The organism is Pseudomonas sp. GW821-FHT09E12 (assembly GCF_059416085.1).
Window position 1 is genome coordinate 263,594 of the sequence record NZ_JBWKOM010000002.1, and the last position, 25,469, is coordinate 289,062.

Genomic DNA, 25,469 nt, shown 5'->3' on the forward strand with positions numbered 1-25,469 from the left:
AGGCGCCGGCAGTGCCAGTCTCGTCACAAGGAGAGTGTGAACATGGCATCGGCATCGAACCTGTCTGCGGACAAAAAGAACAAACCTGGGAAAAAGGTTTCTGCAGCACCGAAAAAGACTGCGAAAAAACAGCCGAAAGAGACCACTTTGACAGCTGCCAAGACCAGCGGTCCGGTGAACACAAAAGCCGCCTCCCGCAAGGCCACTGCGACGTCTGCCCGGGTCTTGAATGTGCGGCCCGATGGCCTGGATTTTCGCGACACCATGTATGTCCCGACCCTGGTGGAAGTCCCGGTACGCCGCGAGCTCCGCGACTATCGCAAGGCCAAGGTGCCGGTGCTCAACCAGCATCAGGAATACGCCTGCACCGGATATGGCCTGGCGACGGTGGCGCATTACCTGTTGCGCACCCGTCAGTATCAGTCCGATGCAACCACCGTCAGCCCGCACATGTTCTATGACCTGGCTCGTCGTTATGACGAGTGGGCCGGCGAGGCGGATAAGGGTTCCAGTTGTCGCGGGGCGATAAAGGGCTGGTACAAGCACGGTGTGTGCCCGGCCTCGCAATGGCGGGTGAGCAACGAGGCCACGACCCTGACCGAAGATCTGGCTGGGGAGGCGGCGTTGCGTCCGTTGGGGGCGTATTTCCGGGTCAACCACACCGACATCGTGGCGATGCATGCGGCGATTGCCGAAGTGGGCGTGCTGTACGCCAGCGCCAGCGTGCATGAGGGCTGGCATGTGGTTGGCGGGGATGGCCATATCCAGCCCTCGGCGAACATTCTTGGCGGCCATGCCTTCGCGATAGTCGCTTATGACCAGGACGGTTTCTGGATTCAGAACTCCTGGGGCGAGACGTGGGGGTTCGAGGGTTTTGCTCATCTGCGCTACGACGACTGGCTGGCCAACGGCGCAGATGCTTGGGTCGCGCGACTCGGTGCGCCGATCACCGTGCGCGGGTCGCTGCAGGCGAGCTCGCAGGCCAAGGGAGCGGTGGCGGCATCATCCAGCGAGACCCTCAGAGATATCCGCCCGCATGTCATCAGCCTGGGCAATGACGGTGCCTTCGACCCGCGCGGCGATCTGGCGACCACGGTGGCCAGCGTGGAAGAAATATTCTCCGTGGACTTCCCGCGCATCACCGCCGACTGGAAGAAAAAACGCATCGTGGTGTATGCCCACGGTGGCCTGGCGGAGCAGGCCGGGGCCATCGAAACCGTGGCTGGCTACCGCGCGGCCATGTTGCAGGCCGAGTGTTATCCGCTGGCGTTCATCTGGAAGACCGATTACTGGAGCACCCTGGGCAATATGCTGGCCGATGCTGCCCGGCGCCGGCGCTCCGAAGGGGTGCTGGACGCGACCAAGGACTTCATGCTCGACCGCCTGGACGACGCGCTGGAGCCCGTTGCCCGAATGCTGACCGGCAAGGCCGAGTGGGATGAAATGAAGGAAAATGGCTTGCGTGCCACCGTCAATGCCAACGGCGGGGCGCGGGTGGTGGCCAAGGCCCTGGCGCGCCTGGCCGCCCAGGGGGTGGAGATCCACATCGTCGGTCACAGCGCGGGTAGCGTCCTGCTGGCGCCGATGGTGCAGTACCTGGTCTCCAAAGGTGCGATGAATAGCGGACCGATGGCGCGCAGCCAGTTGAAGGGGTTGGAGGTGAAGATCGCCAGCTGTCACCTGTGGGCGCCGGCCTGCACCGTCAAGCTGTTTCGCGAGACTTACCTGGCGCCCATCCTGGACAAGCGCATCGAGAAGTTCGGCCTGTTCACCCTGACCGACCAGGCTGAGCGCGATGACAACTGTGCGCATGTCTACAACAAGTCCTTGCTCTACCTGGTGTCCGATGCGTTCGAGGAACGGGTCCGTATTCCGGTGATCCACCCTGATGGCGAACCGATCCTGGGGATGGAGAAATTCGTCAACAGCGAGCCCGATCTCGCCCAGCTGTTTCGTAGCGTCGCGAATGCCGATTGGGTGCGCGCGCCGAATAATCTGCCGATGGGCGACAAAGGGGCGAGCCGGGCGCGGCACCATGGCGAATTCGACGATGACGACGAGACGGTGAGTGCCACCCTGGCGCGGATTCTCGGGAAGGACGGGCTCAAGGAGTCGTTGGACCTTTCGCAATCGAAGGTCTTGCAGGTTCAGCGGCGGCGCCTGATTGATCAGGTAACCAGCATCGGACGGCGGCAGCTGTGAGCATTCCTTCGCAGAACCGTCCCATCGAGGTGTCGGCCAAGAGATCCTGCGTTTCTTCAACGTTCGAAATCGAAGCCGGGCATCGCTACCGCTTCCTGGTGGAAGGCCTGTGGGCCGATGCCTCGGACCCGCCGACCAAGCCCGAGGGCCTAGCGCACCCAGGTGGAATCCGCGAGCGGCTGGGCAGGGCCAAGCGCTTGCCCGAGGCGGCCTGGATGGCGCTGCTGGTGCGGACCAAGGGCCCGGCGGGCAAGTCGCCCTGGCGCCTGCTCGGGCGCGGCGACGATGTCTGGTCGGACCTGCCGCCGGGGCGCTTGCAGTTCTGTGCCAACGACGTGCTCGGCTTCTACTGGAACAACTCAGGGAAGATGGACGTCAAGGTGATCGATGTCACTCAGGGTGGCTAACAGAGCACTCGGCGCGCAGAGCGGGGGAGCAACGGTGATATCGGCTGTGGTGGTGCTTGTCGTGTTGCTGCTGGGCGGCTGCGCCCGCGATCCGGAAGGCGGGATGCCGGGGCTCTATCGGGAACGGACGGTGATCGGCGAACCGAAGATCCAGTTTCTCGGGGTGGGCGGTTGGCTGCTGCACTGGCGCGGGGAGGGCGTGCTGTTGGCGCCGTCGTTCAGCAATCCGGCGGCCGTGAACTCAGGCTTCCTGCCGCCGGCGCGGGTGGTGGCCGACCACAAGCGTATCGACCTCTACATGCCACGCGCCGATGACGTGAGCATGCTGCTGGTAGGGCATGGGCATTATGACCATCTGCTGGACGTCCCCTGGGTGATGAAAAAACATAGTCCCAAGGCCCTGGTCTATGGTTCGTCCTCGGTGGCGCACATGCTGCGGACCATGGTCGACCCGAAGCGGGTGGTCAACGCGCAGTGGGCCATGGCCCGTCTTGAGGAACGCGATGGCACCTGGCTGCCGCCGAGGCCTGGTACCTGGCTGTATTCCACCGGTGGGCGCATACGGGCCATGCCGATCCAGAGCCAGCATGCCGGGCATGTCGCCGGGATCAACCTGATTCCCGGGCATTATGTCCTCGACCTCAAGGACACACCGGATTACATCTGGCAGTGGAAACCGGGGCAGCCGATGGCCTGGCTGATCGACCTGCTCGACGAGTCGGGCAAGAACCCGGCGTACCGCCTGCACTATCAGGATTCCGGCGCGCCGCCACCCTTGGGTTTTCCTCCGACGCTGGCTGATGGCAAGGGGATCGACGTGGAAATCCTCAGCGCCGCGTCCTGGACTCAGGTGCGGGATTACCCCTGGCGCCTGCTCACGGTCACTCGACCGCGGATGGTCCTGATCGGCCACTGGGAAAACTTCTTCGGCAACGATCCGTACCGGCCGCAGCCGCTTCCCGGACTCAAGCTCCAACCCTTCCTGGACACTGTTGCCTGCCACGTCGCCCGTGGCGTCCCGGTGGTCTTGCCGGCGCCTCTGGCGGTGATCCCGTTGCCGCCGGCGCAACCGGCGGTGCGTGCGCTGTCTTGCCCAGCACCTCGGCAGGCCGAGTGAATTTATCGGCCAGGCGCTGCTCATAACTCTAAATGGCGTAATCGCGCCAGGATTGTGTACGTAGTCAGGGAGCGGCATCCACATGAGCCCAGTTTCATCTGTCAATCCAGGCCAGCCTTGTCGCCTGCTGTTAGTGGTCGAGGACGAGCCGATGATCCTGGAGTTCCTCTGCGAGATCCTGCAGGACGAGGGCTTCGCCACCCAGGCCATGCTCCGCGCGGATGAGGCGCTGCAGTTCCTGGAAAGCCACCCGGACCAGGTGCGTCTGCTGCTGACCGATATCAATATGCCGGGCACCTTGAACGGCGCGGGCCTGGCCAATCGGGTGCGCGAGTGCTGGCCGGAAATGCCGGTGCTGGTGATGTCCGGTTATGAGACGCCGCAGAGTTCCGGCATCCGCTATCCGGTGTCGTTCATCCGCAAACCCTGGACCATCGGGCAGATCCTCGACAGTGTCGACCAGGCGTTGAACAAGGCGGGGAATAGGTAGTTGGGCGGGGCGCTGGCGAGATGAGGAGCGAAGCGGCTTTCGACCACCCAGGACCTTGGGTCCTCGGTGATCGCAAGGGAGGGTGAGCTAGCGGCTCACTCTTTGACGCTCATGAACTCTTTGGCCCAGACGATGTACTCCTCGGGCTGGGTGTAGGTGTGGGCCAGCTCGGTGGCGCTGAGGTCCGAGGCCTGGGTGAAGATCTGCCGCTGTTCGCGCAGGCAGTCGTAGGTGGCCTTGATCGCCGCGAAGTACGCCGCGTGGCCGTCGACGATGATCTTCGCGCCCAGTTGCGCCAGGCGCGCATCGTCGCGCAGCGCCGGGTTGCCGTAGGTCACCAGCATCAAGGGCACCGACAGGTGCTCGGAGATCTGCTCCAGCTGCTCGAAATCCTTGATCCCGACCATGCAGATGCCGTCGGCGCCGGCGCGCTCGTATTGCTGGGTGCGGCTGATGATTTCCTGGATCGGCAGGATCGCCGCGTTGGTCCGGGCGATGATCGCCAGCTCCGGGTCGACCCGCGCTTCCAGGGCCGCGCGGATCTTGCCCACGCCTTCGGCGACCGAGATCAGGTCGGTGGATTTGCGCCCGAACTGGGCCGGCAGCAGGGTGTCTTCGATGGTCAGGGCGGCGACGCCGGCGCGCTCCAGTTCGACCACGGTGCGCATCACGTTGAGGGCGTTGCCGTAGCCGTGGTCGGCGTCGGCGATCACTGGCAGCTGGGCGACGCGGCCGATGCGGGTGGCCTGCTCGGCGAATTCGCTCAGGGTGATCAGGGCGAAGTCAGGCGCGGCCAGCACCTGCAGCGAGGCGACGGAGCCGCCGAGAATGCCCACTTCGAACCCCAGGTCGGCGGCGATCCGTGCCGACATCGGGTCGAATACGGAGGCGGTGTGAAAGCAGGAGTCTGAAGCGATCAACTCGCGAAAACTACGGCGTAAATCTTGATGAGACAGCCTGGACATACGAACTCCCGGAAGGAGGTAAAAGAGATGCCGACGATAGCGTCGAGTCAAAAATGCAATCGGTCGTCCAGCGCGCCTGTGTAGAAGGGGCGCTGCGAAAACCTGGGCAGATGAAGACGAAGCAAGCAGGTGTGAAACGGCGGGTGACGCCGCACCGGATGGAAAAAGCCAGGCGGGCGCTCTTGTTATGGCCGGGATGAAGGCTATCACGCCGCCGCGGCGAAAATGATGACGAATTCGTATGGGCCCATGCCAGAACGGCATAGGCCATGCCGGTTGTCATGGGCGCCAAGGCGGGTCGATCATGCCGAACAAGAAGGTTCGGTTATCACTGGCATTTATGGGAGCGTCGATCTGTAGCGGCGAGGACGAGAGTACGCAGCGCTTGTCGCAACGCCTCGAGCCAGGGGAAAGGCTCAATAAAATGTCAGAATTTGAGTCCGGGTCTGGACCTTTTCCCCTGATGCGCAATCATTAGGACGTGGATACCCAAAGGAGAGACGCATGTTCATTCGGTCATTGACCCTCGCAACGCTGCTCGCTGTCGTCGGCCCCGCAATGGCGGCCGACAACGAAGGCCCTCTGGCCCAGGATCAGGGTAAGGCGCGCCCACTGATCGTCATCGCTCCCAGCACCGTGGACCCGACCCTGGTGGCGCTGAAGAAGTCCCTCGACGAGCCGGCCAACCGCCAGGCCTTCAGCGAACGCAACATGGTGCTCTACACGGTGATCAACACCATCGGCCAGCGTGACGGCAAGGACCTGGACCCGCAATCGAGCATGGCGTTGATCCGCAGCCTGAAGCTCGGCGCCGGGGCGCAGACCAAGGTGATCCTGGTGGGCAAGGACGGCGAGAAGAAGCTCGAGCATTCCGGGGCCATCGAACTCAAGGAAGTCTTCAGCACCATCGACCAACTGCCGGCGGCGGAAAAGGAAGCCGTTGCGCCGACGTTAGCGCCGGTCTCGGAAGTCAAGGCAGCCCACGCCGGCAAGGCCGCCAAATCGGGCAAGCCTGCGGCACCACCCAAGCCGCTGGACGACTGAGTCTGGCCATCACCGTTTCCTGATAGCGCATCGCGAGCAAGCTCGCTCCTGCAGAAACATACAGGCTTCTGTAGGAGCGAGCTTGCTCGCGATAGCGTTCTAACTCACCTCGCCTGAGTTCAGCTGACCATCAGGCATCGGTCACGACACTGCCAGCATTTCTGCCTCTTTTGCTGCACCGCCATCACCTTCAGCGCTTTGCAGCGTCCGGCTGACCCCGCGCACGATCATCTCGACTTCCCGTTCATCGATGATCAGCGCTGGCAGCAGGCGGATGGTGGTGCCCCGGGTCACGTTGATCAGCAGTCCGTGATCCTGCGCCGCCCGTAGCGCCAGCTCGCGCTGCGGGGCTTTGAGCTCGATGCCGATCATCAAGCCCAGGCCGCGCACCTGCAGGACCTGCGGGTGATCCGCCAACTCCACCCGCAAGCGTTGCAACAGATGCTCGCCCTGGCGCCTGGCGTTGGCCAGCAGGCCTTGTTCCTCGATGATCTCCAGCACGGTGCAGGCCACCCGGCAGGCCAGCGGGTTGCCGCCGAAGGTGCTGCCGTGGCTGCCGGGGGTGAACAGCTGCGCGGCCTTGCCCCGGGCCAGGCAGGCGCCGATGGGGATGCCGTTGCCCAGGCCCTTGGCCAGGGTCATCACATCCGGGACCACACCCTCGTGCTGGCAGGCGAACCACTGGCCGGTGCGGCCGATGCCGGTCTGGATCTCGTCGAGCATCAGCAGCCAGTTGCGCCGGCTGCACAGTTCGCGCACGGCTTTCAGGTAGCCGGGCGGGGCCAGGCGGATACCGCTTTCGCCCTGGATCGGCTCCATCAGCACCGCGGCGATACGCGGGCCGTGGGCCTGCGCGGCTTGCTCCAGGGCGGCCAGGTCGCCGAAGGGCAGCTTGAGGAAATCCCCGGGCAGTGTGTTCAGGCCCAGGCGCACCGCCGGCCCGTCGCTGGCCGCCAGGGTGCCCAGGGTACGGCCGTGGAAGGCGTGTTCCATGACAACCACCAGCGGCCGCTCGATGCCTTTGTGCCAGCCGTGCAGCCGTGCCAGCTTCAGCGCGGTCTCGTTGGCTTCGGCGCCGGAGTTGTTGAAGAACGCCCGGTCCATGCCGGCCAGGCGGGTCAGCCGCTGCGCCAGCCGCTGTTGCCAGTCGATGCTGTACAGGTTGGAGGTGTGCAGCAGCAGGCCGGCCTGTTCGCGGATGACGCTGACCAGTTTGGGATGGGAATGGCCGATGCCGGTCACCGCCACACCGGCCACCGCGTCCAGGTATTCGCGGCCGGCCTGGTCCCAGAGGCGGGTGCCCAGGCCGTGGGTGAAGCTCAGGGGCAGCGGTTGATAGGTGCTCATCAGGCAGGTGGCGGTCATGACGGGTCGCTCCATCGAGTGGGGTGTGCTGGCAGTATCGTTAGCCACCCTGGCTAGATAAACTCGTCAATTCTTTAATCATCTTGAAGTCAGGGTTGATAATGGATCTGTTCCAGGCGATGACGGTGTATGTGAAGGTGGTGGAGGCGGGGAACATGACCGCCGCCGCCCGTGAGTGCGGCCTGTCCACCACCATGGTTGGCAATCACTTGCGGGCCCTGGAGCAGCGCCTCGGGGTCAGCCTGCTCAGCCGCACCACAAGGCGCCAGCGCCTGACCGAGTTCGGCGCCGAGTATTACCAGCGTTGCCTGGCGGTGCTGGGGCTGGTGGCGGACTCCGAGCGCATGGCGGAACAGGTCCAGGGCGAGCCGTCCGGCACCCTGCGCATCACCGCGCCGCTGACCTTCGGCACCGAGCGCCTGGCGCCGGCGCTGAGCGAATTCCAGCAGCGCTGCCCGCAGGTCAAGGTGGAGCTGACCCTGGCCAACCAGCGCTTCGATTTGATCGACGGCGCCTTCGACGTGGCTTTTCGCCTGGGCAACCTGGACACCACGTCGCTGATCGCCCGGCCCCTGGAGGACTACACCCTGACCATTTGCGCCGCGCCGGACTACCTGGAGCGCTGCGGTACACCGCAAGTCCCGGAGGACCTGCAACACCACAACTGCCTGGCGTTCGCCTATCCGGCCGGTGACGAGTGGAGCTCCACCGCCACTCAATGGCCGTTAAGTGGGCCCGAGGGGGACGTACTGATCCCGGTGTCCGGTTCGCTGCTGACCAACACTTCGTCCGGCCTGCACCGCGCGGCGCGGGGTGGCCTGGGGGTGGTGATGATGCCCGATGCCCTGGTGGAGGAGGACCTGCAACAGGGGCGGCTGGTGCCTGTGTTGCAGGACTATCAATTGCCCTTGCGAGCGATGCACCTGCTGTACGCCCAGGACCGTTACCGCCTGCCCAAGCTGCGCAGCTTCGTTGAGTTCGCCTTGGAGAAATGGGGGCGCTAAGCAGCGCCAGGTCATGAAACAAAGACCCCGCCGTGCCGGTCTGGCAGCGACGGGGTCGGGTTCACGCAGGTTCGGTCAAGCCAGTTCGACAGGCTTCAGGCTGTCCCAGGACTCCACCGGCCCCGGATTGTTTGGTTGGCTGCCGCCGCCAAAGCAGACCGCCAGTTTGTTCAGCGCATTGATCGCGGTGGTGACCGCGCCTTCGGCCCAGCCGGCGGTCCAGGACACATCATCGCCGGCCAGGATGAAGCGATCGGGATTGTCCGTGCCGATGCCGCTCATGAATTGGGAAAAGATCCTGCGCTGATATTCGTACTGCCCTGGCAGGTTCATTTTGAAGGCGCCCAGGTACAGCGGCTGGTCTTCCCAGTTGTGTTCCACGACCGCATTGACCGTGCTGTATTGCTCGTTGAGCTTGATATCCGGGTAGAGGTTGGCCAGCAGGTTGGTGCACAGATCGACATGCTGCGGCAGCGGCGCGGGGCGGTCGCCGAGGAACTTCAGGGCGTCGTCGTTCCAGGTGTAGGACAGGAAGATCCCGCTGCCCCTGTATTTGCCCTTGCTGGCCGAGTAGTCCACCAGGTAGGTGCCGCGGGTCAGGCGGTCGGAGAGGGTGATGCTCATCTTGCGTTGCTCGCCCTCTGCCACCGGGTCATTCCAGAACGGGCGCCGGGTGGCGGCGAAAATCTTCGCCGACTGCATGTAGTGGGTGTACATGATGGCTTCCCAGGTATCGATGGGCAGCAGGCTGTCCATGGCGGGAAGGCTTTGCGGGTTTCCCGAGTAGCGCAGTTTGTCGAGGATCCGCACATGCGGGGTGTAGATGACGCTGGGGAAGTCGCACTGCTGGGTCTGCCGGGTGCGGGTATCGGTGATGGAGACGCGGAAGGAGCCATCCGGCTGGCGTTCGATGTGTCGCACCTCCTTGTGGAACGGGTCGGCGAATACCTCGCGCGACAGCGCTTCGACCGTGGTGTCCGCGCCCCAGTGCAGCATCGCGTCCCCCAGCTCTTTCGGGGTCTTCGACCAGAGACGTTGCGGCAGGCTGGAGGAGCCGTCGAACATCAGTTGATGGTCGGCATCCAGGCCGGTGTACAGCACGCGCAGCAGTTCGAGGATGCTGTTGGGGTAGTCGGTGTTCCAGCCGCCGGTGCCGAAGCCGATCTGGCCGAACAGGTCGATATCGGCCTTGCTCCAGCCGGAGTTTTCCAGGAGCGCGGCGTAGAAGCTGACATCGTCGCCGCTGGTTCCCGACTGGGGTTTGATGATGGCGTTCCACAGCTTCTTGATCGTCTGTTGACTGATGGAGCCTTCGGTCATTGCCCTTTCCATGGCGGTGAAATCGTAGGTTTCCAGGAAGTTATCGAAGAACTGGTTTTCCAGTTCGGTGTATTCCGGTGGTTTTGGAAAGTCGGGGTTGCCGTCCACTTCGTAATAGGTTTTTTTTCCGCGGTAATCGACCACGGTGCTGATCGCCGCGGCAGTCCCCGGGTTGGGAAAGTCCGCCGAGTTGTCGGTCATGCCGACTTTGCGGAAGTAGTGGAACAGCGCCTTGCCGGACACTGGAAAACGCATCGCGCCCAGTTCACAGAGCACCTGGTTGCCCGGGTTTTCGGGGTCGCCCTGGAGCTTGGAGTAGAGCCGTCCGCCGATGCGCTCGGAGGCTTCGACCACCACCGGGTGCAGGCCCATGCGCATGGCCTCATAGGCGGCGACCAGACCGGCGACGCCAGCCCCGACGATCAGCACTTTCTGCCCATAGTTCGCCGGATCCACCTGGCAGGGAGGCAGCTTTCGATTAGCCGCGCTCTGCAGATATTTGGCGTAGTGAAAGGGGAAGTCCGGAATCAGCGCGGTGACGTCCTTGTTCATGCGCAGGGGAGAGCGGTTGGTTCTGGAAGGAATCGCAGACATGGGGTTTCTCCTTGAAAGTCATTTCCATGTGTTTCCACTTGCTCGATGGCTCTAAATCAATAGTCGCCAGAGGTTCAAGCCTAGAACAGATTCCGGGGTGCATAGGGGCGGGCGGGGGTTGTGCCCGTGCGGGGCAGCAGCGCAATAGCGTAAGAGGAAGGTTTGATGCCCGATGCCCTGGTGCCGGAGGACCGGCAGCAGGGCTGGCTGGCGTCAGGCCGACTCGCTGGCCAGCAGCATCATCGCCGCCGACAAAGTGTGGCCGTCGGTGATCCGGCCGGTGGCGATCATCGTCATCAATTCCTGGCGACTGACCCACAGCAGATGGTCCACTTCACCATCGGTGGCGGCGGCCTGTTGCTCGGCAATCTGCACCTGACACACCGCCACCGCGCTGGCGATCAGCGACGTATTGCTGTGCAGCAGGCCCAGTTCGCGAACGTGCGACGCCTGCCAGCCGGTTTCCTCCAGCAATTCGCGGGCCGCGGCGTCAACGGCACTTTCCCCGGCATCGATGGCGCCGCGGGGAAACTCGATGGACTGGCCGTCGATGGCCCGCCGTTTGAGGTTGACCAGCATCAGCCGGCCATCGGCCAGGGTCGGCACGGCCACCACGCCGTTCACCGCCCGGGGTTCCTTGATGATGAAGTAGCCCTGCTCACGGACCACCTTGAAATACGGGGTTTCCAGCAGGCACTGGTTGTCGGCGATGGAACTCATGGGGGTATCACTCCAGAAAACAGCGATCGAACAGGTACAGCTCGGCGAGCTTGAGATTTTCCACTGTGGCTTGCGGCCGGCCGCCGTCGCCGCTTTTCTTGCGTCCGGTCTCGCGCAGGTAACCGGCTTCGCTCATCTTCAACAGGCGCTGGCGGATGCTGGTCTTGAGCACTGGCCGTTGCAGCACCAGGGAGAAGATGCTCACCGCTTCGGGGGCGCTGAACTCGCTGCCGAGAAACATCAACGGCAGGCTGCTGTACAGGGATTTGGAAAACAGCCGCTCGTGCACCTGGGCCACCAGGCTGTTGTGGTCGAAGGGCAGCTTGAAGCTGCCGCTGGCCACGTCGCCGAGGGTAAAGAAACCCTGCTGCGGGCCGGCCTCCACCGGCTCGCTGACGATCCCCAGGTAGAAGGTCGAGGACGACCAGCAGCGCGGGTCGCGAAAGGCGTCGCCGACCGTGCCCACCTGCTCCAGCCAGGCCAGGGGCATGTCCACCTTGCTGGAGCGCCGCAGCCGCTGCACCGCATCATTCAGGCTGCGGTCCTCGACATCGCCGTTGACCACGATGCCTGGCAGGGCCCAGTGCCCGGCGAAGGGCTCGCTGTCGCGTTGATGGAGGAGGATTTCCAGCTCGGAGCGTTCGCGGTTATAGCGCAGCAGGCACAGGTCGATGGTGTGCAGGTAGGCGCTGGGGGAGAGGGGGCGATCGGGCATATCAACTTCCGTGGACGGCGTAGAGGCCGTAGTTTAGCGGATTCATGCCCGGTGCCAGCCATTGGCTTGGCGGGGTTTCGCCGCGGGCCAGGCATTGGCGCAACACGCTGCTGCGCACCCCCGGTTGTTCTTCGATCCGCAGGATGGAAAAGCGCTGCAGCAACTCCTCGCCGCGATGGAACCCGGGCAACTGGCGCGCCACGTCTTCACCCACCACCAAGGCAATGCGCTTGCCGTCCAGAGCCAGGTCGTCCGCCAGCCGTTGCAGCAGGGTGTAGCTGTAGACCGGGGCGGGATCGGCCAGGCCCAGTTGCTGCTCCAGGCGGCTCACTGCCAGTTCGGCGGGGCACTCGGGTTGCAGATGCCGGGTGATGGCCTGCAACCAGTTCACCCGTTGCTCGAAGTCGGCCATGCGCTTGCCGTCCGGATGGCGAAAGCTGGGGACTACCAGCACGCGCCGGGCGTGGCGGGCGGCTTCAAGCATGACCCGGGCGTGACCGGCGTGGGGCGGGTTGAAGGCACCGCCATAGAGGGCCAGTTCAAACATCTGCATCTCCTGCATTGGTACATGACGTGTACCTTATCATTGCTTGTGCGTGCAGAGAATTGGCATGTCATGCACTATTTATAGTGTTTGATCTGGATCGATGAAATAAAAAGCGGAGTCAAAGGGGGTTGTCATGAAAGTATATGACATGTACTTTATGTTCCGTGCAAAGGAGAGAACCAGCATGAACAGCCAAACGATGAAGACCGCTTCCTTCGATGTCGATGCACAAAAGAGCTTTACCCCGCTGTGCCCGGACGAACTGCCCGTGGCCGAGGGCGACCGCATCGGTGGCGAGCTGAATTTCATGGCGACCCTGGCCAGCCTGCGCATCGGCAGCAAGGACGCCCACAGCCCCCAGGCCCCCTGGGTGGTGAACGAGCCCGGGCAGATGCTCCAGCCCACCGGCCTGGAGCATGCCGACCTGACCTGGGTCAGCCACTGCGTACCGGGCACCGAAGGGTTCGCCCTGCTGGACGAATTGCCGACGCCCTATGACTACGACTACTTCGTTTGGAAGGGCGTGGAGCCGGACCTGCACCCCTACGGCGCCTGCTACCACGACCTGCACGGCAAGCTGTCCACCGGGGTCATCGAATACCTCGACAGCCAGGGTGTGCAACGGGTCATCGTCGGCGGCCTGGCCCTGGATTTCTGCGTCAAGACCACCGCTCTGCAACTGGCCGCCGCCGGCTTCAAGGTGATCATCCATCTGCCGGCATGCCGCGCCATCAGCGCAGAGGGCGCCACCCAGGCGATCGACGAGATGCAACAAGCGGGTATCGCGGTGGCCGCGACCCGCGAAGAAACCGCCAGATTGGCCAGTGCCTGAGGAGTCACCATGGAAAGTGCATTTGACCGTAACAATGGCGTGATCCAGGGCCTGCTGGACACCGACTACTACACCTTCACCATGATGCAGGCGGTGCTGCACCAGCACCCCAATGTCGATGTGGAATACCAGTTCATCGTCCGCTCCAGAGAGTCCCTGGTGCATCTGATCCCGGAGATCCGCCAGGAACTGGAAAAGCTCGCCAGCCTGCAGATGCGCGAAGGCGAACAGCGCTTTCTGTTCAACAAGCGTTTTCGCGAGTACCTGACCCCGGACTTCGAGCAGTTTCTCGGCCTGTTCCGTTTCAACCTGCGCTACATCCACGTGGCGGCGGTCGATGGCCAACTGAGCATTCGCGTCCGCGGCCCGATGTTGCACTGCATCATGTTCGAACAGCCGGTGCTGGCCATGGTCAGTGAGTTGCGCAACCGCGACAGGTATCCGGAGGTGGAGCTTGCGGACGTCACCCGCCGGCTCTATCGGAAATTCGAATGGCTGGAGAACAACGCCAGCCGCGAAGAACTCGCCGAGCTGCGGGTCTCGGACTTCTCTACGCGTCGGCGCCTGTCGTTCAAGGCCCAGCGCGAGGTGGTGAAGATCATGCGCAGCGACTTCCCCGGGGTCTTCGTCGGCACCAGCAATGCCCACCTGGCCTACGAGTTCGACCTGCCGCTGATCGGCACCATGGCCCACCAGTGGCTGATGGTGCACCAGCAATTGGGACGGCTGCGGGAGAGCCAGAACACGGCGCTGGAAAACTGGGTGCGCGAATACCGCGGCCGCCTGGGCATTGCCCTGACCGACTGCATCAGCACGGACTTCTTCCTCAAGGACTTCGACCTGTACTTCGCCAAGCTCTACGACGGCCTGCGCCAGGATTCCGGGGACCCGATTGCCTGGGCCGACAAGGTCCTGGCCCGCTACCGGGAACTGGGCATCGACCCACGGACCAAGGACCTGATGTTCTCCGACGGCCTGAACTTCGAGAAATGCCTGCCGATCCTGCGTCACGTGCGTGGCCAGGCCCGGTTCGGTTTCGGTATGGGCACCAGCCTGGCCTGCGATGTCGAAGGCGTCGAGCCGCTGAGCATCGTGATGAAGCTGGTGCGAGTGCATGGCGAACCGGTGGTGAAGTTTTCCGATGACCCGATCAAGAACGTCTGCGAAGACCCGTCGTTCCTCAGGTACGCGGCGCAGGTGTTCAACGTCAACCTCAGTAACTCGCCCCTGGAGGCCTGATATGAGCAGCCAAACCCAAGAACGAATTGCCCGGGAGCTGGGCATCGATCGGCAACTGGCGCGCGGAGACGAAGCCGCGGAAATCGTCCGGCGCGTGGATTTCATCCAGCAGGTGTTGCGCGAGTCCGGCGGCCAGGCCCTGGTGCTGGGCATCAGCGGCGGCGTCGATTCCCTGACCGCTGGCCGCCTGTGCCAGCTGGCGGTGGAGCAGATGCGCGGGGCAGGGCACGACACTCGGTTTATCGCCATGCGCCTGCCCTATAAAAGCCAGGCTGACGAAAGCGATGCCCAGGCCTCCCTGGACTTTATCCGCCCGGACTCGGTCAGCACCTGCAACATTGCCGAGAGTGTCGACGGTCTGATGAGCCAGGTGCGGATCGATGGCTTGCAGCCGTCGGCCGAACTGGCCGACTTCGCCAAGAGCAACGTCAAGGCGCGGGCTCGGATGCTGGCGCAGTATGCGGTCGCCAACTTCAGCAACGGCCTGGTGGTGGGGACCGACCACGGTGCCGAGGCCCTGATGGGGTTTTTCACCAAGTACGGCGACGGTGCCTGCGACCTGGCTCCGCTGTCGGGCCTGACCAAGACCCAGGTGCGCGCGCTGGCCGAGGCGCTTGGCGCTCCCGGGCACCTGGTGCACAAGGCTCCCACGGCGGACCTTGAAGAACTGGCGCCGGGCAAACTGGACGAAACGGCTTATGGCTGCAGCTACGCCGAGATCGACGCCTACCTGATGGGCGAGCCGGTGTCCGATGCCGTGCGCCAGCTGATCGAAACCGCCTACCACCGCACCGCCCACAAACGCGCCTTGCCGCGCACCCCTGCCTGACCCGCCTTGGCTTGCCGGCGATGGCGGTCTCAAGGGCGCTATCGCGAGCAAGCTTCGCTCCTACGGATACGAGGAAGGTTGGGGCCTCAGCGCAACCGTTCGAGCATCTGGTAGTACCACATGCCCGCCGCCAGCATCGGGTTGCCCAGCTGGTCGCCGAAGGGTACGCGGATGTGCTGGCAGGCGGCGAAGGTGTCGTAGTGCTCGAGGTGCCCGGTGATAGCCTGGGCCATGATCTCGCCCATGATGTGGCTGGTGGCGATGCCGTGCCCGGAGTAGCCCTGGCAATACCAGACGTTGTCCGAGAGCTTGCCCAGTTGCGGGATGCGGTTGATCACGATGCCCATGGCGCAGCTCCACTGGAAGTCGATGGTCACGCCCTTGAGCGCCGGGAAGGTGCGTTCGATGCAGGGGCGCAGTTCGCCGGCGATGTCCCGCGAATCCTTGCCGCTGTAGTTGGCGCCGCCGCCGAACAGCAGGCGGCCGTCGGCGGTCATGCGGTAATAGTCGAGCACGAAGCGGCAGTCGTAGACCGCCAGGTCCTGGGGGTTGAGGCGCTTGGCCAGGTCGCCCAGGGGCGCGGTGGTGACGATGCCGCCCATGGCCGGGAAGATCTTGCCCTTGAGCTGTTTCGGCTCCAGCTTGTGGTACACGTCGCCGGCCAGCAGCACCTGCTTGGCGTCGATGCGGCCCTGGGCGGTGATCACCGCCGGGCGTTCGCCGTGGACAATCTGCAGCACCTCGCTGTGTTCGAAGATCAGCGCGCCGAGGCTTTCGGCGGCGCGGGCTTCGCCAATGCACAGGTTCAGCGGATGCAGGTGCAGGTTGCGGGTGTTCTTGATCGCGCCGTGGTACAGCGGGCTGTCCAGCACCTCGCGCAGCTGTTGCTTGTCCAGCAGGCTGACCTCATCGCCCATGCCGCGGCGCACCGCTTCTTCGTAGTCGGCGCGCAGGCCGGCGAGGTGGCTGGGCTTGTAGGCAGCATGCAGGTGGCCGTGCTTGAGGTCGCAGGCGATGGCGTATTTGTCCACGCGCTGGCGGATGATCCGGTGCCCGCGCCAGCGCAGTTGCCAGATGAAATCGTCGACTTCGTCGCCCAGGGTGCGGCGCATCTGCTTGCGCATGGCCTCGTCGCCGGACAGGCTGCCGGTGACCTGGCCGCCGTTGCGCCCGGTGGCGCCCCAGCCGATCTTGTGGCTTTCGACTATGGCCACTTTCAGGCCTTTTTCCGCCAGTTCCACGGCGCTGGCGACGCCGGTGAAACCGCCGCCGATGATCACCACGTCGACCTGATGAGTGCCTTGCAGGGTCGGGTAATGGGTTTCCTGATTCAGGGTGGCGCTGTAATACGAAGGGCAGCGTTCGGCTGCCGGTGTGACCGGATTGAGTGCGGCTGTCATGGGCTGTTCTCGAATTTTTGTTGGGGCCGGGCCGGCGCCGTGACGCCGGCCAGCGCGTCACGCCTGGGTCAGGTACCAGCGCCAGTCCTGCTCGCCGACTTCGGCCATGAACTGGCGGTATTCGGCGCGCTTGACCGCCAGGTAGACCCCGAGGAATTCGCTGCCCAGGGCGTCGCGGGCCCAGGTGGAATTCTCCAGGGCGGTCAGCGAGGTCAACCAGTCGGTGGGCAGCAGTTCGCTGGCCTGGGCATAGCCGTTGCCTTGCACCGGATCGCCCGGATCGAGCTGCTCACGCAGGCCGCGATGGACCCCGGCGAGAATCGCCGCCGCTGCCAGGTAGGGGTTGGCGTCGGCGCCGCAGATGCGGTGCTCGATATGCCGGCTGTTGGCCGGACCGCCCGGTACCCGCAGGCTCACGGTGCGGTTGTCGACGCCCCAGGTCGGCGCCAGCGGCGCGTAGCTGTTGGCCTGGAAGCGGCGGTAGGAGTTGGCGTTGGGGCAGAACAGCAGCAGCGAGTCGAGCAGCGACGCGAGCATGCCGCCCACCGCCTGGCGCAGCAGCGGGGTGCCGGCCGGGTCTTCGGCGGCGAACAGGTTGTGGCCCTCGGCGTCGGCGATGCTCACATGCATGTGCATGCCGGTGCCCGCCAGGTCATCGAAGGGCTTGGCCATGAAGGTCGCCTGCATTCCGTGCCGGTGGGCCACCGCCTTGACCAGGCGCTTGTAGCGCACCGCTTGGTCCATGGCCTCCAGGGCGTCGCCGTGTTCCAGGGTGATTTCCACCTGGCCCGGGGCGTATTCGGAGATCGCCGTGCGCGCCGGGATGCCTTGCAGCTTGCAGGCGGCGTAGAGGTCGGCGAGGAAGGGTTCGATCTGTTCCAGTTCGCGCAGGCCATAGACCTGGGTGTGCCGTGGCCGGCCGCCGTCGGCGTCCAGTGCCGGTTGCGGGCGGCCGTTGCCGTCGCGCTTGGCGTCCAGCAGGTAGAACTCCAGCTCGCAGGCCATCACCGGGTGATAACCCTCGGCCTTGAGTTGGTCGATGACCTTGATCAGCAGGTGGCGCGGGTCGGCGATGCTGGCGGGCAGGCCTTCCTGCGGGTGCATGCTGACCTGCACCGCGGCGGTGGGGATCTGCCGCCACGGCAGGCGCACCAGGCTGCCGGCCAGGGGGTAGGCGCGGCAGTCGATATCGCCGACGTCCCAGACCAGCCCGGAGTTTTCCACGTCGTCGCCCTGCAGGGTCAGGCCGAGGATGGTGCTGGGCAGTGGCCGGCCGCTTTCATAGACCGCCAGCAGTTCCTCGCGGTGCAACAGCTTGCCGCGCGGCACGCCGTTGGCGTCGAGGATGAACAGCTCGATCATGTCGATATCGGGGTTGGCGGCCAGGAAGCTACGGGCCTCGTCAAGGGCTGCAAATTTCATGGTTCTCTCGCTTGCGCCATGGCGGCGCGCAGGTTCGGTTCATGCAGCGGCGCCGGCAGGGCCCGGTTGCAATGGCAGATAGCAAGGCGGCAAGGCTCGACGCGCAGAGGGGCGCGTTCAGAGCGAAAGCGAGAGGTCCGGAGGGCGCGAGGAATGACGCAGGCGGGAGCGGCACAGGGCCATGGGCAGGTTGACCAGCAGTTTCATCGCCGGGACCCGGGGTTGCCGTGGAGATCGCCGTGGGTGCGCTGCGTTGTTGCCGTTCCAATGCCGATGCCGAAGCGGCTGCACGGGGCAGAAGCGTGGGGCTGGCAGGGCGGGCGGCAACACAAGGCGTTCATCGGCCGGCGGATCTCGTCAAGAATTCACGGACATTTCGTGCAAGTGAGGCTCACCGTTTTACCGGGACTGGTCCTCGCTGCCAAGGGGCGCGTCACAAAATATTTAACACCGCCCCCGGCAGCACGGCGAAAAAAATCCTTAGTAAACCCACGGCACCAGGCGCCAGGTGTAGGTGCAGTAAGTGTCGTATTGCTTGCCGAATTCTTTGTGCAGCAAGGCTTCTTCGGCGTGGATGCGGGCAATCAGCGGGATCAGCATCAAGGCGGTCAGCAGCAGGCCGACCCCGGAGCGGAAGGCCAGGGCCCAGCCCACGCAATTGATCAACAGCCCCAGGTAACTCGGGTTGCGCAGGGTGCCGTAGATACCGGTGGTCACCAACTGGTGGCCGGGCTGGATCGCCACCAGGCCACTGAAGCGCTTGCCCAGCACGAACACCGGCCACAGCCGCAATATGCCGCCGCCGATAAAGAACACCACGCCGAACCAGCGCACGTCGGCGCTACCAAAGGTCCAGAAGTGCAGGCGGTCGGTATAGGCGGGGAGAAAGGCCAGCAACAGCCCGAGGATGCCGAAGGCGACGAGGACCCAGCGATTTTCCCGGTCTTCCTGTTTGCCGGGGCTCAGGTTGCCTTCGCTGAACTGGGCAACAAAGGCCATGGCCAGCAGGGACAGGGTGATGACCCACAGCGCCGGGTGGGAGAAAAACGCCACCGGTCCGCCCATGCCGAGGATGGCCAGGCCGAGGTAGGCGAGGGTAGCGATCAGGCTGAGCGCCGCGAGTTGGGGAGAATTACGCATGATGGCCCCTCACGAATGCCGAGGTGTATGCCTTCAGTGTAGGTCCATCGCCGAGACAGCCCAGGTCGCCCGCGGCACCGCGTCGCCTGCATCGCCGGCAAGCCTAGCTCCTACAGAAGAGGGGGTGTTCACGCATGTCTGTAGCCGCTGCCGAGCAGCGCGAGGCTGCGCTCGAGGACGAAGTCCTCGCAAAACCTGCGCATGCGGTTTGCCTGTAGGAACGCGGTGCCTGGTTTTGCGGCCCCTGCGGTGCCGATCGCAGCCTCGCGGGCTCGGCAGCGGCTACAGGGACGCCATGGTGTTCCCGGCTTCTGTAGGAGCGAGGCTTGCCCGCGAGGCGGTGTATCTGACACCCCATCTCGCCTGGATCACCTACGGATGCACAGGCGGTTTCTCCGCCAGTTGGGCGACCAGGAACTCGATAAAGGCCCGGGTCTTCTGCGGCACACGCCGGGCGGATGGGTACACCGCGTGGATGCTGATCGGCGGCGCCTGCCATTCGCACAGCACCGGCACCAGGCGGCCGGCGGCCAGGGCGTCGGCGACGATGAAGTCGGGCAGCAGGGCGATGCCCATTCCGGCCTCGGCGGCCTGGGCCAGCAGGTCGCCGTTGTTGGCGTGCAGCGGGCCGGTGACATGGACGCGCTGGGTGTCCTTGCCGTTGCTCAACTGCAGGCTGACCCCGCTTTGCAGGTAGCCGTAGTTCAGGCACTGGTGGGCGGTCAGGTCGCGGGGCGTCTGCGGGGTGCCGGCGCGCTTCAGGTAATCCGGCGAGGCCACCATGATCCGCGGGGCCGGGGCCAGCAGCTTGGCGACCATCGACGAGTCGGCCAGGCTGGCGATGCGAATGGTCACATCGAAACCGCCGCGCACCGGGTCCACTTGCTGGTCGCTGAGCACCAGCTGCAATTCGATGTTCGGGTGCTGCTCATGAAACAGCGGCACCAGCGGCCCGAGGCGACGCAGGCCGAAGGACATCGGCGCGTTGACCCGCAGCACCCCGCGCAATTCGCCGATGCCGTCCCGCGCCCGTTGTTCGGCTTCGTCCACGGCGGCCAGGACTTCCCGCGCCGACTCGTAGTACTCGGCGCCGGCTTCGGTCAGGTGCAGGCTGCGGGTGGTGCGGTGCAGCAACTGCACGCCAATGGCTTCCTCCAGCGCCTGGATCTGTTTGCTGACTTTCGAGCGCGGCACGTCCATGGCCCGGGCCGCGGCGGCGAAGCCGTTGGCATCGACCGTGACGACAAACGCGCGCATGCATTCGATGCGATCCATGACTGTCCCATTTTTGGAATCAATGATTCTCAATTTTAGGGAATTGTTGCTTTTTATATCAACCCCTAAATTAGCCACCAAGCCGGCAGCAAAGCCTCCCCAGCGGAACCCGCGCCGAGCTCCCGAATTGTGCAACTCAACGCTTGAACCCACTCGACAGCAAAAGGAACGCGCCATGTCTATCCGTGAACTGCTCAACCCAAACAACTCCGCCCTGATCCTGATCGACCACCAGCCGCAGATGTCCTTCGGCGTGCAGTCGATCGACCGCCAGACCCTGAAGAACAACACCGTGGGCCTGGCCAAGGCGGCGAAGATCTTCAATGTGCCGACCATTTTCACTTCGGTGGAAACCGAGAGCTTCAGCGGCTACATCTGGCCGGAACTGCTCAGCGTGTTCCCCGACCATCAGCCGATCGAGCGCACCTCGATGAACTCCTGGGAAGACAAGAAACTGGTGGACGCGGTGAAGGCCACCGGGCGCAAGAAACTGATCATGGCCGCGCTGTGGACCGAGGTCTGCCTGAACTTCCCGGCTCTGGAAGCCCTGGCCGAAGGCTACGAGGTGTACATCGTCACCGACGCTTCCGGCGGCACCACCCAGGAAGCCCACGACATGTCGGTGCAGCGCATGATCCAGGCCGGCGCGGTGCCGGTGACCTGGCAGCAAGTGCTGCTCGAGTTCCAGCGCGACTGGGCGCACAAGGACACCTACGACGCGGTGATGGACCTGGTGCGCGAGCACAGCGGCGCCTACGGCATGGGTGTGGATTACGCCTACACCATGGTGCACAAGGCGCCGCAGCGGCAGGTCAAGTAAGTCTGCCGCCAAGGGTAACGCGGTTTAGCAGAAACACCGCGTCATCCAACTAACTGGCAAGTTGCAATAAAAAAGGGACGCTCTTATTGGAGCGTCCCTTTTTATTTAATGGATCAACGGTTGATCAGCGACAACGACAAGTTGCACTTAGCAGAACCGGTCAATCACCCGAACTTCCGACTTGTTCTGCAGCGATTGCCATTCATTCTTCAGGGTATCGAATACCCGTCCGATGAAGTCCCTGTCGGCGGCGGCCTTCTTGCCGACGTAGCCCTGGCCACGGCGGTACATTTTCAGGCGGGCCAGCAGGTCCTGGTTGTTCTTGTCGAACTCTTCTTCATGGGCGTGGGGCGACAGGCAGTCGATATGGACCTGGCCAGACTTGGCAATCCACAGGATATGGCTGTCATGGCTGTCTTTCTGTGCCGCGAACAGATGAGACAGTTCATCAATAGTAGGTTGATTGTTCAGATTCATTTGTAAGCCCCTTGACCATTTCGATCTATCTAGTTGAGTCGCTAATTGATATCGCTACATCGGTAAGTTGAACCCTGATACCGGAAACAGGGCGACAGAGGGTGTCTGTCGGATACAGATAAGGCCCAGAGCCTGATGCGTGTAGTCGTCTTGATTAACTGCTACGCAATAGCGTCACAACGAAGAGAAGCAGCGTAAACCTGGATCAAGCTGCCGAAGTTTTCAGTTTCGGCCACAAGCATCTTGAGGAGTTTTCGCCAGCTTCCCGCCCTTTGTACTGGACGTTCATGCCAGGTCAGTTTCATCAATCTGCCTTGTGGGCAGTACACATCCGGGTTAACAGCTCGGCGGTCAGACGAGCTTGCTCATAACACCTTTGCCAAGTCTCCCGATCGGGGAGACGCCTGCATCATGCAAGGGCAAATTCGCCTCGTCAACGGTTTTGTAGTGAAAATTTTCAAGCACTACATTTTGTCCGACAAAACCTTTCGGCACATGAGCGGAACGGGCTATCGCGACCGAGGACAGGTAGAATCGAGGCCTTGAAACAGGTGCTTGAGGTTGCAGTGGTGGATTTACAGCAAGGCTTCGTCCTGACCCGGCATTGGCGTGACACGCCGGCAGGCACGGAAGTCGAGTTCTGGTTGGCGACCGATGCCGGGCCGCGCCAGATCCGCTTGCCGGTGCAGACCTCCGTGGCCTTCATTCCCGCCGAACAGCAGGAACAGGCCCGGCGCCTGCTGGCCGACGACCGCGATGTGCAATTGCGCCCCTTGGGCCTGTGCGACTTCCAGCACCGCCCGGTGCTCGGCCTGTACTGCCCGCAGCACAATCAATTGATCCGCCTCGACAAGACCCTGCGCCGCGCCGGGGTCGAGGTGCTCGAGGCCGATGTGCGGCCGCCCGAGCGCTACCTGATGGAGCGTTTCATCACCGCGCCGGTGTGGTTCGGCGGCACCCCGGGCGAGGGCGGGATACTGCTGGAGGCGCAGATGAAACCGGCGCCGGACTACCGGCCGGCGTTGAAGCTGGTGTCGCTGGATATCGAGACCAGCGAGACCGGCGAGCTGTATTCCATCGCCCTGGAAGGCTGCGGCCAGCGCCAGGTGTACATGCTTGGTCGCGCTCGCGAGGACGACAGCGCAGTGGATTTCGACCTGGAGTTCTGCGCCAGCCGCGAGCAGTTGCTCGAACGGCTCAACCAGTGGCTGGCACGGCACGATCCGGATGCGATCATCGGCTGGAACCTGGTGCAGTTCGATCTGCGGGTGCTGCACGAACACGCGCGGCGCCTGGCGGTGCCTTTGCGCCTGGGGCGCGGCGGCGAAGAGATGCAGTGGCGCGAACACGGCAGCCGTACCCATTATTTCGCTGCGGCCGCCGGGCGCCTGATCATCGACGGCATCGAAGCCCTGCGCTCGGCGACCTGGAGCTTCCCGTCGTTCAGCCTGGAAAACGTCGCCCAGACCCTGCTCGGCGAAGGCAAGTCGATCGACAACCCTTACCAGCGCATGGACGAAATCAACCGCATGTTCGCCGAGGACAAGCCCGCCCTGGCGCGCTACAACCTCAAGGATTGCGAGCTGGTGACGCGGATTTTCGCCAAGACCGAGCTGCTCACCTTTCTCCTCGAACGGGCCACCGTCACCGGCCTGCCGGCCGACCGCAACGGCGGCTCGGTGGCGGCCTTCACCCACCTGTACATGCCGCTGATGCACCGCCAGGGTTTCGTCGCGCCGAACCTGGGCGAGAAGCCGCCGCAAGCCAGCCCCGGCGGCTTTGTCATGGACTCGCGGCCCGGTCTGTACGAGTCGGTGTTGGTGCTGGACTACAAGAGCCTGTACCCGTCGATCATCCGCAGCTTCCTGATCGATCCTGTGGGGCTGGTGGAAGGCTTGCGCCACCCAACGGACGAGCAATCGGTGCCGGGCTTTCGCGGCGCGCGGTTTTCCCGCACCCGGCATTGCCTGCCCTCGATCGTCGCCCGGGTCGCCGAGAGCCGCGAAGTGGCGAAACGCGAACACAACGCGCCGCTGTCCCAGGCGCTGAAGATCATCATGAACGCCTTCTACGGTGTGCTCGGTTCCAGCGGCTGCCGCTTCTTCGATCCGCGCCTGGCGTCGTCGATCACTATGCGCGGCCACGAAATCATGCGCCGCACCCGCCAGTTGATCGAGGCGCAGGGCCACAAGGTGATCTACGGCGACACCGACTCGACCTTCGTCTGGCTCGGCAGCGCCCACGCCGAGGCGGACGCCACGCGCATCGGCCGCGCGCTGGTGGCGCACGTCAACCAGTGGTGGCGCGATCACCTGCGCGATGAGTACGGCCTGGAAAGCGCCCTGGAGCTGCAATTCGAAACCCACTTCTGCCGTTTCCTGATGCCGACCATTCGTGGCGCGGAGGAGGGCAGCAAGAAGCGCTACGCCGGCCTGGTGACCCGCGCCGACGGCACCCAGGAGATGGTCTACAAGGGCCTGGAAGCGGTGCGCACCGACTGGTCGCCGCTGGCCCAGCAGTTCCAGCAGGAGCTGTACCAGCGGATCTTCCACCGCCAGCCGTACCAGGACTATGTGCGCGACTACGTGCGGCGCACCCTGGCCGGCGAACTGGACGAGCAACTGGTGTACCGCAAGCGCCTGCGTCGCCAACTGGACGATTACGAACGCAACGTGCCGCCCCATGTGCGCGCCGCGCGCCTGGCCGACGAATACAACCAGCGGCAGGGCCGGCCCCAGCGTTATCAGAACGGTGGCTGGATCAGCTACGTGATCACCCTGGCCGGTCCCGAACCCCTGGAAAACCGCACCGCGGCCATCGATTACGATCACTACGTGACCCGCCAATTGCAGCCGGTGGCGGATGCCATCCTGCCGTTCGTGCAGGACGACTTCAGCACCCTGGTGGGTGGGCAGATGGGGTTGTTCTAGGAGGCGTCTCGTCGTAGCCGCTGCCGAGTCTGCGAGGCTGCGAACGACTTGGGCGGCATTCCGACGCAGCAGGCGCAAAACCTGAGAATGCATTGAGTCAGGGTAACCGCGATGCCCCTGCTGCGGCCGCTGCGCTGCCGATCGCAGCCTCGCAGGCTCGGCAGCGGCTACACGTGAGTGAGTTGGCTCAGTCGTCGACCGAGGTGCAAATGCCGCTGGCACCCTGTTTGCCGCTGTAGGTCACGACCACCGAGTCGTCGTCCTCCACGCTGATGTCCACCGTGATGCCCGAGCCCTTGGCCTCGAAATAGCGCTCGTTGACGGTCTTGGTCTGGGCCTCTTTGCCGTTGATGAACACCGGTCCCCCTTCCTCCGCGCTGACCGGAATATTGCCCGGGCAGTCGACGTTGAACAGCGGGATGCCTTCGGCGTGGGCGGCACTGGCAACGATCGACAGGGCGCAGCTCAGGAGGATTTTTTTCATTGTGGACTCCTTCGGGAAACAGGCAGAAGCACGAGTGTGGCAGTGGTTCCATTAGCGCTGAAGCTTAGCGTATGGCACGCCGGGGCAGGGGGTGGGTAGCGATTTTAATGAGGTGCAAAGTCGCCTGGGCA

At 63.9% G+C, this 25,469-nt stretch carries 23 protein-coding genes; 11 read left to right on the forward strand and 12 right to left on the reverse strand.

Annotated elements, in window-relative coordinates; all coding sequences use genetic code 11:
* Window positions 1–147: 147 nt before the first annotated feature.
* The 4 genes from AC07PQ_RS06315 to AC07PQ_RS06330 all read left to right on the forward strand — a co-directional run bounded on the left by AC07PQ_RS06315 (window position 148) and on the right by AC07PQ_RS06330 (window position 4,216).
* Window positions 148–2,202, forward strand: coding sequence for a C1 family peptidase (locus tag AC07PQ_RS06315; protein WP_493185104.1), 2,055 nt, complete (start codon window positions 148–150; stop codon window positions 2,200–2,202).
* A complete protein-coding gene (locus AC07PQ_RS06320) occupies window positions 2,199–2,609 on the forward strand; it encodes a hypothetical protein (protein WP_493185103.1) in 411 nt (136 codons plus the stop codon). The genes AC07PQ_RS06315 and AC07PQ_RS06320 overlap by 4 nt, the downstream gene beginning before the upstream one ends.
* Window positions 2,610–2,655: 46 nt before the next feature.
* A complete protein-coding gene (locus AC07PQ_RS06325) occupies window positions 2,656–3,726 on the forward strand; it encodes a hypothetical protein (RefSeq protein ID WP_493185102.1) in 1,071 nt (356 codons plus the stop codon).
* A gap of 82 nt (window positions 3,727–3,808) precedes the next feature.
* Window positions 3,809–4,216: a response regulator gene (locus AC07PQ_RS06330; protein WP_085530475.1), complete on the forward strand. Its 408-nt coding sequence runs from the start codon at window positions 3,809–3,811 to the stop codon at window positions 4,214–4,216.
* Window positions 4,217–4,311: 95 nt separating this feature from the next.
* Here AC07PQ_RS06330 and AC07PQ_RS06335 read toward each other — a convergent pair whose 3' ends face one another.
* A complete protein-coding gene (locus AC07PQ_RS06335; RefSeq protein ID WP_009043268.1) occupies window positions 4,312–5,181 on the reverse strand; it encodes an isocitrate lyase/PEP mutase family protein in 870 nt (289 codons plus the stop codon).
* Between the two features lie 504 nt (window positions 5,182–5,685).
* Between AC07PQ_RS06335 and AC07PQ_RS06340 the strand changes: the two genes are divergently transcribed.
* Window positions 5,686–6,225: a DUF4174 domain-containing protein gene (locus AC07PQ_RS06340; RefSeq protein ID WP_493185101.1), complete on the forward strand. Its 540-nt coding sequence runs from the start codon at window positions 5,686–5,688 to the stop codon at window positions 6,223–6,225.
* Window positions 6,226–6,366: 141 nt separating this feature from the next.
* On the opposite strand, the gene AC07PQ_RS06345 is transcribed toward AC07PQ_RS06340, so the two are convergent.
* Complete coding sequence (locus AC07PQ_RS06345; protein ID WP_493185100.1) at window positions 6,367–7,590, reverse strand: aspartate aminotransferase family protein; 1,224 nt, start codon at window positions 7,588–7,590, stop codon at window positions 6,367–6,369.
* Between the two features lie 101 nt (window positions 7,591–7,691).
* On the opposite strand from AC07PQ_RS06345, the gene AC07PQ_RS06350 reads away from it, so the two are divergent.
* Window positions 7,692–8,594: a LysR family transcriptional regulator gene (locus AC07PQ_RS06350; protein WP_007924992.1), complete on the forward strand. Its 903-nt coding sequence runs from the start codon at window positions 7,692–7,694 to the stop codon at window positions 8,592–8,594.
* A 75-nt stretch (window positions 8,595–8,669) separates the two neighbouring features.
* Here the strand turns inward: AC07PQ_RS06350 and AC07PQ_RS06355 are convergent, their stop codons facing one another.
* The 4 genes from AC07PQ_RS06355 to AC07PQ_RS06370 all read right to left on the reverse strand — a co-directional run bounded on the left by AC07PQ_RS06355 (window position 8,670) and on the right by AC07PQ_RS06370 (window position 12,490).
* Window positions 8,670–10,508 (reverse strand): flavin monoamine oxidase family protein, encoded by a 1,839-nt coding sequence (locus AC07PQ_RS06355; protein WP_493185099.1) that lies wholly within the window; start codon window positions 10,506–10,508, stop codon window positions 8,670–8,672.
* Window positions 10,509–10,721: 213 nt separating this feature from the next.
* On the reverse strand, window positions 10,722–11,228 hold the full coding sequence (locus tag AC07PQ_RS06360; protein WP_493185098.1) for an NUDIX hydrolase: 507 nt from the start codon (window positions 11,226–11,228) through the stop codon (window positions 10,722–10,724).
* Between the two features lie 7 nt (window positions 11,229–11,235).
* Window positions 11,236–11,943, reverse strand: a complete 708-nt coding sequence (locus AC07PQ_RS06365) for an NUDIX hydrolase (protein WP_493185097.1) — start codon at window positions 11,941–11,943, stop codon at window positions 11,236–11,238.
* A gap of 1 nt (window position 11,944) precedes the next feature.
* Window positions 11,945–12,490: an adenylyltransferase/cytidyltransferase family protein gene (locus tag AC07PQ_RS06370; protein WP_007924997.1), complete on the reverse strand. Its 546-nt coding sequence runs from the start codon at window positions 12,488–12,490 to the stop codon at window positions 11,945–11,947.
* Between the two features lie 184 nt (window positions 12,491–12,674).
* Between AC07PQ_RS06370 and AC07PQ_RS06375 the strand changes: the two genes are divergently transcribed.
* From AC07PQ_RS06375 to nadE, 3 genes are read left to right on the forward strand one after another with little or no spacing between them, the layout of a single operon-like run.
* Window positions 12,675–13,322 carry a nicotinamidase gene (locus tag AC07PQ_RS06375; RefSeq protein ID WP_053260646.1) on the forward strand — a complete coding sequence of 216 codons (648 nt, stop codon included), beginning with the start codon at window positions 12,675–12,677 and terminating at the stop codon, window positions 13,320–13,322.
* A gap of 9 nt (window positions 13,323–13,331) precedes the next feature.
* Complete coding sequence (pncB, locus tag AC07PQ_RS06380) at window positions 13,332–14,561, forward strand: nicotinate phosphoribosyltransferase (RefSeq protein WP_101337524.1); 1,230 nt, start codon at window positions 13,332–13,334, stop codon at window positions 14,559–14,561.
* A gap of 1 nt (window position 14,562) precedes the next feature.
* Window positions 14,563–15,390: an NAD(+) synthase gene (gene nadE / locus AC07PQ_RS06385; RefSeq protein WP_493185096.1), complete on the forward strand. Its 828-nt coding sequence runs from the start codon at window positions 14,563–14,565 to the stop codon at window positions 15,388–15,390.
* Between the two features lie 86 nt (window positions 15,391–15,476).
* On the opposite strand, the gene AC07PQ_RS06390 is transcribed toward nadE, so the two are convergent.
* The 4 genes from AC07PQ_RS06390 to AC07PQ_RS06405 form a co-directional block, all read right to left on the reverse strand.
* Window positions 15,477–16,790: an NAD(P)/FAD-dependent oxidoreductase gene (locus AC07PQ_RS06390; RefSeq protein ID WP_493185095.1), complete on the reverse strand. Its 1,314-nt coding sequence runs from the start codon at window positions 16,788–16,790 to the stop codon at window positions 15,477–15,479.
* Between the two features lie 57 nt (window positions 16,791–16,847).
* Window positions 16,848–18,212, reverse strand: coding sequence for a glutamine synthetase family protein (locus AC07PQ_RS06395; RefSeq protein ID WP_493185094.1), 1,365 nt, complete (start codon window positions 18,210–18,212; stop codon window positions 16,848–16,850).
* Between the two features lie 480 nt (window positions 18,213–18,692).
* Complete coding sequence (locus tag AC07PQ_RS06400) at window positions 18,693–19,352, reverse strand: methyltransferase family protein (protein ID WP_493185093.1); 660 nt, start codon at window positions 19,350–19,352, stop codon at window positions 18,693–18,695.
* Between the two features lie 372 nt (window positions 19,353–19,724).
* Entirely contained in the window at window positions 19,725–20,627 is a 903-nt protein-coding gene (locus AC07PQ_RS06405; protein WP_085530488.1) for a LysR family transcriptional regulator, read from the reverse strand.
* 175 nt (window positions 20,628–20,802) lie between these two features.
* Here AC07PQ_RS06405 and AC07PQ_RS06410 point away from each other — a divergent pair, with 175 nt between their 5' ends.
* Window positions 20,803–21,447, forward strand: coding sequence for a hydrolase (locus AC07PQ_RS06410; RefSeq protein WP_493185092.1), 645 nt, complete (start codon window positions 20,803–20,805; stop codon window positions 21,445–21,447).
* Window positions 21,448–21,594: 147 nt separating this feature from the next.
* Here AC07PQ_RS06410 and AC07PQ_RS06415 read toward each other — a convergent pair whose 3' ends face one another.
* The gene (locus tag AC07PQ_RS06415; protein WP_009043285.1) at window positions 21,595–21,924 is read right to left on the reverse strand and encodes a hypothetical protein; all 330 of its coding nucleotides are present in this window, start codon (window positions 21,922–21,924) and stop codon (window positions 21,595–21,597) included.
* Between the two features lie 569 nt (window positions 21,925–22,493).
* Between AC07PQ_RS06415 and AC07PQ_RS06420 the strand changes: the two genes are divergently transcribed.
* Window positions 22,494–24,854: a DNA polymerase II gene (locus tag AC07PQ_RS06420; RefSeq protein ID WP_493185322.1), complete on the forward strand. Its 2,361-nt coding sequence runs from the start codon at window positions 22,494–22,496 to the stop codon at window positions 24,852–24,854.
* A gap of 187 nt (window positions 24,855–25,041) precedes the next feature.
* On the opposite strand, the gene AC07PQ_RS06425 is transcribed toward AC07PQ_RS06420, so the two are convergent.
* The gene (locus AC07PQ_RS06425) at window positions 25,042–25,338 is read right to left on the reverse strand and encodes a hypothetical protein (protein ID WP_007925020.1); all 297 of its coding nucleotides are present in this window, start codon (window positions 25,336–25,338) and stop codon (window positions 25,042–25,044) included.
* Window positions 25,339–25,469 lie beyond the last annotated feature (131 nt).

What these genes read in the sequence shown, in the direction of transcription:
- AC07PQ_RS06415 (WP_009043285.1), bottom strand. Translation starts at nt 21,924, where the DNA reads ATGAATCTGAACAATCAACCTACTATTGATGAACTGTCTCATCTGTTC.
- AC07PQ_RS06340 (WP_493185101.1), top strand. Translation starts at nt 5,686, where the DNA reads ATGTTCATTCGGTCATTGACCCTCGCAACGCTGCTCGCTGTCGTCGGC.
- AC07PQ_RS06400 (WP_493185093.1), bottom strand. Translation starts at nt 19,352, where the DNA reads ATGCGTAATTCTCCCCAACTCGCGGCGCTCAGCCTGATCGCTACCCTC.
- AC07PQ_RS06355 (WP_493185099.1), bottom strand. Translation starts at nt 10,508, where the DNA reads ATGTCTGCGATTCCTTCCAGAACCAACCGCTCTCCCCTGCGCATGAAC.
- AC07PQ_RS06360 (WP_493185098.1), bottom strand. Translation starts at nt 11,228, where the DNA reads ATGAGTTCCATCGCCGACAACCAGTGCCTGCTGGAAACCCCGTATTTC.
- AC07PQ_RS06335 (WP_009043268.1), bottom strand. Translation starts at nt 5,181, where the DNA reads ATGTCCAGGCTGTCTCATCAAGATTTACGCCGTAGTTTTCGCGAGTTG.
- pncB (WP_101337524.1), top strand. Translation starts at nt 13,332, where the DNA reads ATGGAAAGTGCATTTGACCGTAACAATGGCGTGATCCAGGGCCTGCTG.
- AC07PQ_RS06365 (WP_493185097.1), bottom strand. Translation starts at nt 11,943, where the DNA reads ATGCCCGATCGCCCCCTCTCCCCCAGCGCCTACCTGCACACCATCGAC.
- AC07PQ_RS06345 (WP_493185100.1), bottom strand. Translation starts at nt 7,590, where the DNA reads ATGACCGCCACCTGCCTGATGAGCACCTATCAACCGCTGCCCCTGAGC.
- nadE (WP_493185096.1), top strand. Translation starts at nt 14,563, where the DNA reads ATGAGCAGCCAAACCCAAGAACGAATTGCCCGGGAGCTGGGCATCGAT.
- AC07PQ_RS06375 (WP_053260646.1), top strand. Translation starts at nt 12,675, where the DNA reads ATGAACAGCCAAACGATGAAGACCGCTTCCTTCGATGTCGATGCACAA.
- AC07PQ_RS06425 (WP_007925020.1), bottom strand. Translation starts at nt 25,338, where the DNA reads ATGAAAAAAATCCTCCTGAGCTGCGCCCTGTCGATCGTTGCCAGTGCC.
- AC07PQ_RS06330 (WP_085530475.1), top strand. Translation starts at nt 3,809, where the DNA reads ATGAGCCCAGTTTCATCTGTCAATCCAGGCCAGCCTTGTCGCCTGCTG.
- AC07PQ_RS06410 (WP_493185092.1), top strand. Translation starts at nt 20,803, where the DNA reads ATGTCTATCCGTGAACTGCTCAACCCAAACAACTCCGCCCTGATCCTG.
- AC07PQ_RS06395 (WP_493185094.1), bottom strand. Translation starts at nt 18,212, where the DNA reads ATGAAATTTGCAGCCCTTGACGAGGCCCGTAGCTTCCTGGCCGCCAAC.
- AC07PQ_RS06370 (WP_007924997.1), bottom strand. Translation starts at nt 12,490, where the DNA reads ATGTTTGAACTGGCCCTCTATGGCGGTGCCTTCAACCCGCCCCACGCC.
- AC07PQ_RS06390 (WP_493185095.1), bottom strand. Translation starts at nt 16,790, where the DNA reads ATGACAGCCGCACTCAATCCGGTCACACCGGCAGCCGAACGCTGCCCT.
- AC07PQ_RS06350 (WP_007924992.1), top strand. Translation starts at nt 7,692, where the DNA reads ATGGATCTGTTCCAGGCGATGACGGTGTATGTGAAGGTGGTGGAGGCG.
- AC07PQ_RS06405 (WP_085530488.1), bottom strand. Translation starts at nt 20,627, where the DNA reads ATGGATCGCATCGAATGCATGCGCGCGTTTGTCGTCACGGTCGATGCC.